This is a genomic window from Sphingomonas sp. (genome assembly GCF_035714405.1).
Taxonomy (GTDB): Bacteria; Pseudomonadota; Alphaproteobacteria; order Sphingomonadales; family Sphingomonadaceae; genus Sphingomonas.
In genome coordinates this window covers 1-13,344 of record NZ_DASTMA010000008.1, presented here as the reverse complement: position 1 = coordinate 13,344, position 13,344 = coordinate 1, and the positions used below count along the sequence as shown (strand labels likewise).

Annotated in this window: 8 protein-coding genes and 2 pseudogenes; 5 read left to right on the top strand and 5 right to left on the bottom strand. The window is 66.7% G+C overall.

What is annotated here, in order from left to right; all coding sequences use genetic code 11:
• Together VFQ64_RS02485 and VFQ64_RS02480 are read right to left on the bottom strand one after the other, a co-directional pair.
• Positions 1-978, bottom strand: a 978-nt coding sequence (locus VFQ64_RS02485) for a DUF4214 domain-containing protein (protein WP_325101720.1), incomplete at its 3' end; no start/stop codon positions are given.
• 192 nt (positions 979-1,170) lie between these two features.
• Entirely contained in the window at positions 1,171-2,532 is a 1,362-nt protein-coding gene (locus VFQ64_RS02480) for a DUF4214 domain-containing protein (RefSeq protein ID WP_325101719.1), read from the bottom strand.
• 357 nt (positions 2,533-2,889) lie between these two features.
• On the opposite strand from VFQ64_RS02480, the pseudogene VFQ64_RS02475 reads away from it, so the two are divergent.
• The 3 genes and pseudogenes from VFQ64_RS02475 to VFQ64_RS02465 all read left to right on the top strand — a co-directional run.
• Positions 2,890-3,799 (top strand): annotated as a pseudogene (locus tag VFQ64_RS02475) (tyrosine-type recombinase/integrase); the annotation flags it as partial.
• A 355-nt stretch (positions 3,800-4,154) separates the two neighbouring features.
• On the top strand, positions 4,155-6,200 hold the full coding sequence (locus VFQ64_RS02470) for an ATP-dependent DNA helicase (protein ID WP_325101718.1): 2,046 nt from the start codon (positions 4,155-4,157) through the stop codon (positions 6,198-6,200).
• Between the two features lie 117 nt (positions 6,201-6,317).
• Complete coding sequence (locus VFQ64_RS02465; protein ID WP_325101717.1) at positions 6,318-7,538, top strand: Fic family protein; 1,221 nt, start codon at positions 6,318-6,320, stop codon at positions 7,536-7,538.
• Between the two features lie 98 nt (positions 7,539-7,636).
• On the opposite strand, the pseudogene VFQ64_RS15555 reads toward VFQ64_RS02465, so the two are convergent.
• A pseudogene (locus tag VFQ64_RS15555) lies at positions 7,637-9,841 on the bottom strand (Tn3 family transposase); the annotation flags it as partial.
• A 139-nt stretch (positions 9,842-9,980) separates the two neighbouring features.
• Here VFQ64_RS15555 and VFQ64_RS02445 point away from each other — a divergent pair.
• Together VFQ64_RS02445 and VFQ64_RS02440 are read left to right on the top strand one after the other, a co-directional pair.
• Entirely contained in the window at positions 9,981-10,616 is a 636-nt protein-coding gene (locus VFQ64_RS02445) for a recombinase family protein (protein ID WP_325101721.1), read from the top strand.
• 59 nt (positions 10,617-10,675) lie between these two features.
• Positions 10,676-11,161 (top strand): hypothetical protein, encoded by a 486-nt coding sequence (locus VFQ64_RS02440; RefSeq protein WP_325101715.1) that lies wholly within the window; start codon positions 10,676-10,678, stop codon positions 11,159-11,161.
• Positions 11,162-11,177: 16 nt separating this feature from the next.
• Here VFQ64_RS02440 and VFQ64_RS02435 read toward each other — a convergent pair whose 3' ends face one another.
• Complete coding sequence (locus VFQ64_RS02435) at positions 11,178-12,581, bottom strand: hypothetical protein (protein ID WP_325101714.1); 1,404 nt, start codon at positions 12,579-12,581, stop codon at positions 11,178-11,180.
• A 44-nt stretch (positions 12,582-12,625) separates the two neighbouring features.
• On the bottom strand, positions 12,626-13,344 hold a 719-nt coding region (locus VFQ64_RS02430; protein WP_325101713.1), incomplete at its 5' end, for an integrase core domain-containing protein.

The following is a 13,344-nucleotide window of genomic DNA, read 5'->3' as shown; positions in this document are numbered from 1 at the left end:
GCCTCCGCCAGTCACGCTCGCGGTCTGTGCCCTGTGCTCGTTGCTTTCGGAGAAGAACAAGAGCGCGTCCGAGCGCGCGAGCCCCGCATCGATCCGGCTGATCCAGTCGGCCCGCCCCGCCGCATCCGCCGCACGGCCGAGAACCTGAATGTAGAGGAAATCGACGAACGTGTCATTGCCCGCGACGTTCGCGCCCGACGCCTGAAACTCGGGCGAGCCGAGAAAGAAGTCGGCGACCTGGTTGATCGTCCAACCGTCGTCATGCAGCCGGTCCAGCCAGTTCTCCAGCCCCGGCGGGTCTGCCGCCCGATCGAGCACGGCTGCGTACAGCCGCTGCACCTGCGCGCCCGTGCTGTTCGGATCGATGACGAAGACGCTATCGGCGAACCGGAACAGCTCGACGCCGGTGACGGTGTCCTGTCCATCTGCACCGGTAATTGTCACCACCCCTGCGTTCAGGGTCATAGCCGATTGATGAAAGATGCCCGCGAACGTCGCAGTATCACGCCCAAGACCACCATCGATCCGATCATCGTGCGCTCCGCCGGCGAGCACGTCGTCGCCACGACCGCCGATCAATTGGTCCCTGCCGGCGAATCCCGACAACCTATCGGCATCATCGTCGCCAAAGAGCAGATCGCGAACGCCTGTTCCGCGAAGCTCGTCGTCTCCACTAAAGCCAAACACGGGCGATGCGTCCGATGGTGCAGTCAGCGTGTCGCCGGATCGGCCACCGACGATGTAGGAGACCCCTTCAGCCTTGTTGAGGAAGGAATAGAACACCGGCGGCTCACGTCCAGTGATAGAGACGTAAACATCGAACGCCCGATCCAGGGCGTCGAGCAGCGTGGTCATGCGCGGGATGTCGAGCGCGTTCGACTCCGTCAGGATCGCTACCTGCCGGCCCGCCCAAGGATAACGCACCAATTGTGCGCCGTCATAGGACGTATAGCTGATCGCCGGACCGGGGCTCGCCATGATCTGCGCGTTTGCAAAGTCCGAAGCATGTCACCGGGCGGAACCATGCTGCGGAACGGCAGATCATATACAGAGTCGTCGCTCAGGATAAGCGGGTCGCCGCAACCGGATAGGCGCTTTGTACGAAAATCGCGCGGATCGACGCACATCATGGCCCCGAGCCGTGCCTCCAATGGCCGGACTGCCGGAGCCTCAGAAGAGGACGTCGATCCCGCCGGTGATGTACGTGCTCATCAGCAATTGGTGCTCGGCCGAAAGCGCGAAGCCGAGCAGCAGGTCGCCGTCGGTCATGCCGCCGTCCAGCGCCGCGATCCAGCCGGCGCGCCCGCCCGGGTCCGCTTCGCGCCCGAGCGTGTTCCGGTACATGAAGTCGACGAGCTGCGCGTGCGACATACTTCCCGTGCGGCCCTGGAACTCCGGCGAGATTACGAACAGGCTCGCGATCTCCGAAAGCGAGCGTGTTCCTCCATTGAGCTGGTCGCCCCAGTGCATCAGCCCGGCCGTATCCGGCAGCCGGTCGGCGAAGCTATCGTACAGCAGTGCTATCGTCTGGTAGCCCTCGTCCGTCTGGAAATAGCCGGTTGCGGTCTGGTCAGCGGTGCGATCCTTGTGCTCGGCCGATTCCGAGAAGAATAGCAGCGCGTCGGCACGCGAAAGCCCGCCCGCAAGCTGGCCGGTCCAATACGCGCGGCCCGTCAGTTCGGCTTCGCGGCCGAGCGCGTGGCGATAGAGGAAGTCGACAAAGGCGCTATCGGGGCCAACGGTAGCCCCTGCCGCCTTAAATTCCGCGGAATCGAGGAAATAGGCGGCGACTTGTTCCAGGTTCATGCCCTTTGCGGCCCGATCGAGCCAGCCTTCCAACTCGACCTGCCCTGGCGCGCGGTGCAGAACGGCATCGTACAGGCGGATAATCCTGGATCCCACCGCTTCGTGGTCGATGGTCAGGACGCCGTCCCTAAAATGAAGCTGCTCGATCCCGCTCAGCGTATCGTCGCCATCGCTGACCGGTCCCGCCAACTCCAGCCCGTGGTCGGTGAACCGCAAGGCATATCGGGAGAACAGGTCATCGTAATAAGCGAGGTCGATCCCGCTGCCGCCATCGAGGGAATCGTCTCCTGCGCCGCCGTACAGATGGTCATCGCCCGCTTCCCCGCCGACCTCATCATTGTCGGCGCCCGCCCTTACTGTGTCGTTCCCGTCCGACGTAAAGATCCTGTCCACACGGTCGCTCCCGGTAACGAGGTCGGAACCCGACAGAAGAGTCAGCATGACGGTCTGGTAGTCGCCCTCCGCGATCCAGGTGGTCAACGACTGCGCAGGAATGGCTAGGTCGCTGATGACGAACTGAAGAACATTGTTCCTGTACTCGGCGATGCGCGTAATCGTGCCTGAGATGATCCGGCCGTCGCCATCCACCGTGAAGCCGCTACCTTCCAGGATATCGGAAAAGCCATGGCTGAAGCCGATGGTAATCCGGCCCGGGTCGACCAGCGTGATGTCGGAAACCAGGACGCTGCCGATCGCCGTCTCAAACAGATCGAGGCTGCTTTCCACGCTCGCTTTTATAGACGCCATATAAATACCCGCCCAGGCAACGCTTACCGAACGTTCCCAGCGCGTAGGTTCAAGGGCTTAACATCTAGCAAATGGTGGCGCGCGGCTTTCCGGCAGGCAAAGCCGCTAGGCGACCGCGCAGGACCGGATAGCGTGTGATAATGTCCTTATCAGACGCAAGCGACACGGCAGGATGCCGGTCGGGATGAAGGAGAACGACGATGATTCCCCGGACGGCTAAGCAGCTTCTTCGGCTCAACAAGATGCTCGGCGGCGGGCGGCTCGTATGAGCGGCCTTGCCCCGCCCGCCCCCGTTCTTCTCCCCGGCCTCGCCTGCCCGCGCCCGGCCTACCCGCGCTGATCGCCGCGGCCGACCGCCAAGCGCAGCTGCGCTTCCTGGAATTCTTCGCCGCGACGATCCGCAACGCCCACACCCGGCGCGCCTATGCGCGCGGTGGGCGATTTCCTCGGCTGGTGCGCGATGCGCGGGGTGAGCGCGCTTCCGCAGATCCAGCCGCTCCACGTCGCCGCGTGGATCGAGCAGCTCGGGCTCGACCTGGCGGCGCCGACGGTCAAGCAGCGGCTCGCCGCGGTGCGTCGCCTCTTCGACTGGCTGGTGCGCTGCCAGGTCGTGCCCGCCAACCCGGCGGTGTCGGTGCGCGGGCCGGCGCATAGCGCGCGGACCGGCAAGACGCCGGTGCTCGACCCGACCGAGGCGCGCGCGTTGCTCGACGCGATCGACGTGTCGACGTGCATTGGCCTGCGCGACCGCGCGCTGATCGCGCTGATGGTCTACACCTTCGCGCGGGTCGGCGCGGCGCTGGCCTGCCGGGTCGAGGACGTGTTCGTCCAGAACCGACGGCTGTGGGTGCAGCTCCACGAGAAGGGCGGCAAGCGCCACGCGATGCCGTGCCACCACAATCTCGAGGCGTATCTCCATGCCTATATCTACGGCTGCGATCTGGCGGGGGACGCCCGAGGGCCGCTGTTCCGCACGATCGTGCGCGGGACGGGGCGGTTGAGCCGCACCCCTCTGCCCCAGGCCAGCGCCTATCAGATGGTGCGGCGTCGCGCGGCCGCGGCGGGGATCGCGGCCCGGATCGGCAACCATTCGTTCCGCGCAACCGGGATCACCGCCTATCTGAAGAACGGCGGCACGCTGGAGCGCGCGGCGATCATAGCCAATCACGCGTCGACGCGGACGACCCAGTTCTACGACCGGCGCCGCGACGATGTGACGCTCGACGAGGTCGAACGCATTATGATCCGACATGTGACGTGTCGGATGGGATTGACCCCGCGCGACGGCGACCCGCTCGTACCCGAACGGCTCGGTCGTCTGGCGCCGCATGCCTATGCCGCGGCGCAGGCGGTCGCGTCCGCAGCCCGCGAGCTTGGCGAGCGCGAGGCGGCGTTTGACCGACTGGATCTGATCCGTGAAAGCCTGACGCGAGGCGGACCGGTGACGGTCGGCGACGTGGAGACTCGGCTGGCGCTGCTCGAAGCCAAGGGGCTGCTGCTCGGTGACGGCGACCGCATGGTGACGACCCGGGGCGCGGTGCGGCTGGAACAGGCCTATCTCGCCACGGTCGAGGCGGGGCAGGGGCGGTCGGCACAAATCGTTGCCCGTCGACGCTGCGGTCCGCGCGCAGGAGGCCGCACGCGACCTTGGCCTGCGCCGGCTCAACCCGGGCCAGGAAGCTGCGGCGGTGCTGGTGCTGTCCTCCTCGGACCGGGTGGTCAACGTCCAGGGCGGGGCAGGTCGCGGCAAGTCGGCCGCGCTGGCGCCGATCGTGGCGATTGCCAAAGCCGAGGGACGTACCGTGATCGGTGTCGCCGTCGCGAGCCGCACCGCGGCCCAGCTCGGCCGCGATACAGGCGCGGACACGAGCACGATCGCGCGCTTCCTCGCCCGCCATACCCGCGTGATCGACGGCACCGCGCGACCCGCGCAGGTCGCGCGCGTGAAGGCGGAGCTGGCCGGCGCGGTCATCATCGTCGAGGAGGCCAGCCAGGTCGGCACGCGCGACATGGAGCGGATCGTCCGGCTCTCCAACATCGTCGACGCCGCGCGGCTGGTGCAGACCGGCGACATCCGTCAGCTCGGTGCGATCGATGCGGGCAAGCCGTTCGAGGCGAGCCAGCAGGCGGGCCACGCAACCGCGCACGTCACCGAGAACCTGCGCTCGCGATCCGGGCAGATGAAGGCGATCACCGCCGCGCTCGACCGCAAGGACACGGGCAGCGTCTTCGCGCTGCTCAAATCCGACACGGTCGAGGTGCCTGGCACACACGTCACGTCGACGGTCGCGGCGCGCTGGGCTGCGTTGCCGCGCGAGGAGCGCGATGCCACGCTGCTGCTGACCGGGGGCCGCGCGATGCGGACCGAGGCGAATCTGGCGGTGCAGGCCGAGCTGAAGGCGACCGGCGAGATCGCCGGCACCGGCACGCCGTTCACCGTGCTCGACCGGGTCAACGCGACTAGGGAAGGCGCGCGGCAGATGCGTGCCTACCAGCCGGGCCATATCGTGGAGGTCCGCACCGACCTGCCTGCTCAAGGCCTGGTGCGCGGCGACCGCGGCGTGGTGACCGGCATCGAGGGCGACCGGGTGCGGCTGACGATGGCGGCAGGGGGCGACAAGCTGCTCCGACCCGCGCGGCTGGCCAAGAACCTCGACCGTGATGCCGTATCGATCTACGCGTCGAAGCAGGTCGAGCTGCACCGCGGCGACCGCATCCGCTGGACCGATAACGACCCCGACCGCGGACTCGACAACGGTGTGATGGCGCGGGTGGAGGAGGTGGGGCGGGGCAGGCTGGTCGTATCCTCACGCGACGACGGCATTGTACGCGAGATCCACTCCGGCGACCGCATGGCCGAGCGGCTGGACCTTGCCTACGCGATCAACGTCCATGTGGCGCAGGGCGTGACCACCGAGCACGGCATCGTGGCGCTTCGCTCGTCCGAGCGGAAGCTGCTTACCGAACGGTCGTTCCTGGTCGCGCTCACCCGCGTGGCGGACAGGGTGGCGCTGGTGCTCGATGAGGGCCGCAAGGTCGAGCGTGGTATTGCCCGCAACGCCGGCGACAAGACCTCGGCGCTCGACGTCGCCGGGCGCGGCCAGGCACCCGGCGCGATCCGGTTGCCCGAGGCGCGTTCGCCGCTCGACCGGGCGCTCGATCATTATGCGCACCTGTTCCTGGCGGCCGAGCGGATGCGCGAGGAAGGGGGCCGGCTCTCGCCCGCCGAAACGCGCGACCTGGCTGCGGCCGCGGCCGCGATCGACCGGGTGCGGCCTCATGCAGCCGAGGATCTGCGGATCGTGCTCGATCGCAGCCCTGACCCGGCTCGGGGCTTGGAACAGGCGGCCCCTGGCGCGCTGCGGCAGGTCTGGGCGGAGGAGGGCAGGGCGCGCACCGATCCCCGAACCTATGCCGACCGGTTCGTCGCCGACTGGCGGGCCGCGTCGGACGACCGGGGTAAGGCCGAGACCTGGCGTAGCGAAGACCGGGCGGAGCGCCGCCTCGAACGGCTCGAGGACCGCATGATGCGTCAGCCGGCGCTGGAGAAGGCGCTCGACGCAAGAATGCCCGAGCAGCAGCTCAGGATGGAGGGGCCGGGCATGGGCGGAAGTGGCCGCGATCGGGACCAGGGAATGGAACTCTGACGATCGACGTGAGACCGGCCGCCAGCCGGTCATGAAACCGGACATTGTGCCGGACCCGCTCTGTCTCCATAGACCGATCACAAAGGCTTAATCAGCTAGGTTTCGAGGCTCGTCAACATGGCCAGTGAACCGGACATCGTCCCGGCCGTCGATCGCGGCGAAGGCATAGCCGCCATGCAGCCGATGAAGATCGGCGAAGGCGGCTCGCGCTTTCGTGACGCCGTTGACCTCGCGCTGGAGCTGACCGCCAAGTCGGCCGCGTTCCGCAGCAGCCTCCCGCCGGCCATGCGGACCGGGCTCGCCGACCTCGTCCGGGCGATGAACTGCTACTACAGCAACCTGATCGAGGGTCACGACACCCACCCCGTCGACATCGAGCGGGCACTGAAGAACGATTTCAGCGCCGACCCAGCCAAGCGCGACCTGCAGCTGGAGGCGACCGCTCATATCGCGGTGCAGGGGTGGATCGACGGGGGCGGCCTGGCAGGCCGGGCGACGAGCGTCGATGGCCTGCGCGAGGTTCACCGGCGCTTCTGCGAGCACCTGCCCCAGTCGATGCTCCGGATCGAGCCGGTCGAGGGCGGCGAGCGTGTTCCGGTCGAGCCCGGTGCCTGGCGGACCCGCGACGTCCGGGTTGGGCGGCATATCGCGGTCAGCGCCGGTGCCGTGCCCCGCTTCCTCGACCATTTTGCCTGGGCCTACAGCAAACGCGGTGCGACCGACGCCATCGTCTCGCTGGCGGCCGCGCATCACCGATTCGCCTGGATCCACCCTTTTCTTGACGGCAACGGGCGGGTCGCCCGCCTCATGTCGCACGCCATGCTGCTCGACGCGCTCGACACAGGCGGCGTGTGGTCGATCGCGCGCGGCCTCGGTCGCAACGTGCAGGCCTACAAGCAGCACCTCGCCGCCTGCGACCTGCCTCGCCGCAACGATCTCGACGGTCGCGGCGCGCTGAGCGAGGAGGAACTGGGGAGTTTCACCACCTTCTTCCTTAAAACTTGCATCGACCAAGTCGACTTCATGACCGGCCTCGTCCAGCCCGAGCAGCTGCGCGCCCGTATCCGCCGCTGGGCGGCCGAGGAGACGGATCGGGGAAGGCTCCCGGCCAAGGCCGTCCAGGTGATCGACGCCGTGCTGTACCGGGGAGAACTCCCCCGCGGTGAGGTGGAGAGCATCGTCGGCACCGGCGAGCGCCAGGCACGCCGGGTCACCGCGGCGCTGACGGGCCTGGGCGTGCTGACGGCCGACAGTTCGCGGGCGCCCCTGCGGATCGCGTTTCCTGCCAAGCTGGCAGGGAGCTGGATGCCGGGGCTGTTTCCGGAAGCGGGTAGTTAGGGGATAGCTGCCGACCGATCGGCGGTGCGACGCGAAATCGGGAATCTGATAGGGAGCTATGGCGGCACCGTGCCGGCCAATCCGATGGAGGCAGCCTTCCCGTTCTTCAGCAGAAACGATTCGCCCGCATTCGCGGCGATCACCTTGGTGTGAAACGGCGTGAACCGGTCGGAGACGTGCGTATAGAACAGCACGCCCGGCTCGCTGCCGTAGCGCGCGTTGTGATCGGCGCGAGCTTCTCCGCGCCCGCCCGCCCGGAAGAACTGACCGTCAGACGACGAGGTATCGCCCGGTCCCCATATTGCCCCAAGCGGATGCGCGGTATGCGTATCGACGATCGCGGCCAGTGCCGACAGGTACGTCTCGTCGCGGACATGCCACTCGGCCGTCCAGCGCAGGCGGGCGAGCGTCAGCCCGCGCGAGCTTTCGGCCATGCGGCCGAGCCCGAGGTTGGTCGCATCGGCAAGGATAGTGCCCATCAGCGCCGACTGGTCGGACGCGGCTTCGCCGCTGCGCGCATGAACGAACCGGTCGGCGAACCCTGACCAGGTCGCGACCTCGACCAGCAGATCAGTGACCCTGATGCGGGGCAGCAGCGCATAAAGGCGCGTCTTCAGCTCTTCGGCCGCATCCGGCACCGAGCGACGCAATGGCGAGATGGTCAGCTCGCCACCCGTGATCGCGACGTCGACAGCTCGCCGGTCGCGGCTGCGCGTTCCACCTCGGCCATGCGCCGGGTGAGCAGGACGCGGCGTTCGTCATGCCAGTCCTTGAACATGGGCGTGACCGCCAGTCCAAGTTGGCCTTCCTCGCGCATGCCGACAAACGCCGCTTGGGGCAGCAGATAATCGTCGAGCGTGCGGTAGGCGCGGCTGCCGTCAACCCACACGCTTCCCGAGGCGAGCCGCTCGCGCAGGTGGACAATGACGGCGATCTCATAGGCGCGTCGGTCGATGCCGTTCCCGGGCGGAAACACCACCTTGCGCCAGCGCGGTTTGAGGAACGTGGTCGGCACCCGCTTGGGCAGCACCGAGCGGCCGTCATAGTACATCCGCCGCAGCGCCTCCACGGCGCTGAGCAGCGGATCGCCCGACCGGGCGGCGCGGAAAGTAAAGGCGGACAGGAACGTGGGCGCAAATTTGCGGACTGCAGGGTAGCGTTCGATCACCTCCTCCAGACCGTCATCGGCCGAGCGGGTCAGTTCCTCCGCGGATCGGACGCTACGCTCGAGCTGATCCCAGCCGATGCGGTCAGCGACCGACTGGAGCGGGTCGTGGCCGCTCGTGCGCGTGTCCATCAGCAGGCGGCCGAGCCAGACATGGGCGCGAGCCGTCTCCTTCAGCAGCCGCGCCTGCCCGAGCAGCCGCTCCGAGCGGGTCCGGTCGGCGCGCCGGAATAGCGAGCCGACCAGCTTCTCGACCATGACTAGCGCCGCGTCGGTCAGCGCCGCTTCCATCTCGATCGCGAACGCGACCAGCGTCGCCAGTCGTCGTCGACGTTCGAGGCGGCGCAGGTGCTGGGCGGTGACGATGCCTGCGATGCGGACGATCACGGCATATCGGGCACCGTGGATGCGGCGTGCCCGGTCGGGCTCGATCCCGAGCGAGCGAACATGGTCCAGCCGCTCGATCAATGCCTTCAGCTTGGCGGCATTCGGCGCTTCCAACCAGTCGCGAAGCCACTCCAGGCCCGTTCGCCCCTGCTCGCGCGCGTCGATCAGGTCGGCGAGCCTCGTTTCCTGCTCGGGCGTGCAATCGCGGATCAGGCCCGCATGCGGTACGGCGCGCCTGGGCGCGTGCGATCAGCGCCACGCGCTCCAGGGTCGACGGCGCAGGCACGACGACGTGGGTCAGCCGCAGGCGATCGACCATAGCGGCGACGATCGGCGCGCCGCGGTCGGTCGACGTGGCGATCTCGATGCCGATCGCAAACATCGCCCGTAGGTCCGAGCGCTCGAACGCCCGCAGCCCGAGCAGCGCCTCGATGTCGGCGCGGTGCTCGCGCAAGGTGGGTGCCCGTTCGGCATAGGCGAGGAAGTCGGCTGACTGGCCGCCCAGCTGCTCGCATAATGCGCCGAGCAGAATATTGGACGGCATCTCACCAGGCGCGAGCGCCCGCCCTGGGTGGCGAAGATAGCAAAGCTGGACCGCAAAGCCGATCCGGTTGGGGGCGCGGCGCCGTCGACCAACGTGTGCGAGGTCGTTCGGCCCAAGCGTATAAAGCCGCTCGATCGTCTCGCGCTGGGTAGGCGGATCGAAGATCGCGGCCCGCTGCCCTGGCGATAGGATCGTTTTGACCGACATGGCGTCGTCCTCTGCCCAGGGCTGTCACGAAATCAGCATTTCCCGATGTTGGCGGAGCATAGACAGGAACACGGGTTAAGTGACAAAGAAGGCGCTTGGTGGCGAGCAAGCCGGCTTTGTCACGCAGACGGACGTATATGTGACGACGCTGATCGGCTATGCACGGGTCTCGAAAGCGGACGGCAGCCAGGTCCATGACCTTCAGCGTGACGCTTTGGTGGCGGCCGGCGTCGATCCCGAGCATATCTATCAGGATGCCGCGTCGGGCCGGCTCGACAAGCGGCCGGGGCTGGACGCCTGCCTGAAGGCATTGCGCCGCGACGACACGCTAGTGATCTGGAAGCTCGACCGACTTGGCCGTGACCTACGCCACCTCGTCAATACGGTGGGCGACCTGACGAGGCGCGGCATCGGCCTCAAGGTGCTGGCGGGCGAAGGCGCGTCGATCGACACCACCACCGCCAACGGCCGGCTGATCTTCGCAATTTTCGCCGGCCTCGCCGAGTTCGAGCGCGAGCTGATCGTCGAGCGCACCCGTGCCGGCCTCGCCTCCGCCCGCGCGCGGGGCCGGCATGGCGGGCGCCCGTTCAAGATGACGCCGGCCAAGCTGCGCCTTGCCCAAGCCGCAATGGGCAAGCCCGAAACGAAGGTCGCCGAGCTATGCGCTGAACTGGGTGTCACCCGGCAGACCCTCTACCGTCATGTCACGCCCAAGGGCGAGATCAGGCCAGACGGCGAGAAGCTGCTGCAACGAAAAGCGCGATCGGCCCACTGATGCCAAGCGGGGAAAACATAATCCGTTCGTCACTCATTTCGCCGGTGTCTTTATCGTCCTTGTTGCTCACGGGCTGTGCGACATCAGCCCTGCCTTCCAGTTGCATCGGCCTGCGTGGTGTTCAGGCGGTTCCGGTCGAGCAAGCCGACGGTAAAGTCACGATCCGGTACATCTATGCCGACGAGGCAGTCCGGCTCCCGCACCTGCAATGCCGGGCGGACCAGGGCGAACGTGCGGCCATGGTCGAACTCGCCCGCGCCCTGGAGACGGGCGATAGCTTGGCGCGCGACGACGTTCGCGCCGCTGCGCTCTACGAGAAAGCGGCGCAGGACCGGCCCGCCTTTACCAGCATCTATGCGCCGCCCGTCCGGCTCGGCGGGTCGGGGCAGGTTGTGATGATCCCAAACGCGGACGGCGGACCGGGCGACGCGGAGGCGAAATACCGGCTCGGGCGGATGCTCGTTGAGGGACGCGGCATCGGGCAGGACGTCGCGCGGGGACAAAATTTGATGGCAGCCGCACAGCGCCAGGGATTTCAGCCGTAATCCGGCCCGCCCGCACTCAGTGTTCGGCCGGAACCTCCTGAAGATTGAGGAAGGGGCCGCCCCAACTAGGACCGGCACGCTCGCGGTTTACTGTCGCGACAATGACGGAGTAAGCGAAACCGCGCCATCCGGGGCCGAGATAGCTGTTAGCTAGCCGCTCGGCGGCTTCGGCATCTCCGGCTTTAGCAAGAAGATGTATCAGTTGGAGGCGCTGCCTGGCCGTGGCGTCACGGTCGGACTGGTCGCCGATGTCCAGCGCGGGAGCCGCTGCGGCTGCCGTCTGCAGCATCGCCCTCGCGCTGGCGGTGTCGCCTGACCCCATGCGGCGTTCGATGATTGAAAGTCGCGTCCTTGCAAGAACCCGTGAGTTGCCCGATCGGGTCGCGGCATCCAGAGCCTTGCCGTCCTCGCCGGCCTGGAGCCAGACGTCCGCTGCGATCTCGTCGCCCAGTCCCTTCGGGCACAGCCGCGCCAACGATCCCGACGCTTGAAGCCGCGCCATGTAGGCGGCCACCGCTGCGCTGTCCTGCGTCGGGAGAACCCATCCAGTGACACCGGTCAGACCATCGTCCACCATCGTGCAGTCGGCGGATGGGGGCAGCAGGTTCGTCACGGTCATGGCGCGGTCGAAGTCACGCGCTCTCAGAAAATCGGCGATGAGGCCCTGCGCCTGCGTCGCCGGCTCTGGTGAAAGTACCCCGCCCGTGGCTTGTTTCTTGGCAAAGCCCTGCCGCACCCGCGCGATGGCGTCATCCGGCCTGCCCTCGATCAGGTCGACCTCGATCGTGTCGAGCTGCTCGCTCGCCTGTCGTTGCGTTTCGCCACTGAGAAGGGGGACCAACGCGCGCAGTCGGCGTACCGCGTCGGCTGCACCGCCAGCAAGACGTTCGGGCACGCTCGGCCATGTCGCCATATAAAGGAGCTGTGCCTTGGTCGTTCCAGGCGGCAGCGCATCCGCCGCTATCAGGATCAGGCGAAATGGCGGGATTGGAGTCGGAACAATGCCCGGAGGAGCGTCCATCGAGAAGCAATCGCGGATACGTCGATCGTCCGCAGCATTCGCACTGCTCGGCTTCAGCCGCTCGACAAAGCGCTCACACGCGCGATCTTCGCTGTTCTGCTCGTTCTGCTGAGCCACAATCTGATGGGTCAGCTTGTCCGGGCCGGGGCTGAACGTCCGCAGCTCGTAATCCTCGGACATGGCAGCAGCCGCCTCGATGGCATGATCGCGGTCGGCGTGGCGGAGGTTGCGCGATATCTCGCGAAGAGCAACATCGCGCTCCCGGCCCGCCGGCATCGACTTCGCCTCGGCAACCGCTCGCGCAGCCAGACTGCCAGCGGGCGCTGCATCCGCGCAGCCGCTCGGCAAAAAGATCAGAGCAATGGCCGTGCAGATAGAGCGAACACGAGCGAGCAGCATCGATACAGGCTACGGCAGAACGATCGACACGCAAGCGTCACGTGTTAGGTGTTTGGTCTCAGTGATTGATGGTGCGGGTTTGATATAAAGCGGGCCGGCTCATTTTGCCATGCCTTGCATATGGCTTCGTAGGGGGTGAGGCCTTTAAGGGTCTTGAGCCTGCGGCCGAAATTGTAGGCGGCGACGAAGTCGCCGAGGTGCTGGCGGAGCTGGTCGTGGCTGTCGTAATGGTAGCGTTTGACGGTCGCCTCCTTGATCGTCCTGTTCATCCGTTCGACCTGCCCATTGGTCCACGGATGCTTCACCTTGGTCAAACGGTGCTCGATGCCGTTCTCGTCGCAGACGCGGTCGAAGATGTGGTGGAAAGCGTATTTGTGGTGGGCATGGTTGGTGAACTGGATGCCATTATCGGTCAGCACGGTGTGGATCGTGTAGGGAACCGCTGCGACCAGATTGCGCAGAAACTGGGCCGCGATCATCTTGCCACCTTCCTCATGCAACTCGACGAAGGCGAACTTGCTCGTCCGGTCGATCGCGACGAACAGACGTAGCTTGCCTTCGGCGGTCTGCACCTCTGCGATATCGATATGGAAATAGCCGATCGGATATGACTTGAACTTACGCTTAGAGCGGGATGACATTGCTCTGAATCGATTGAGGATTCCGTTGGGGCGAGAAGTCTGATTCAAGATGCAGGCTGGGCGAGGAGGCCAGCCTTGATGGCGAAGCCCTATTCGATGGACTTGCGCGAGCGGGTGGTTGC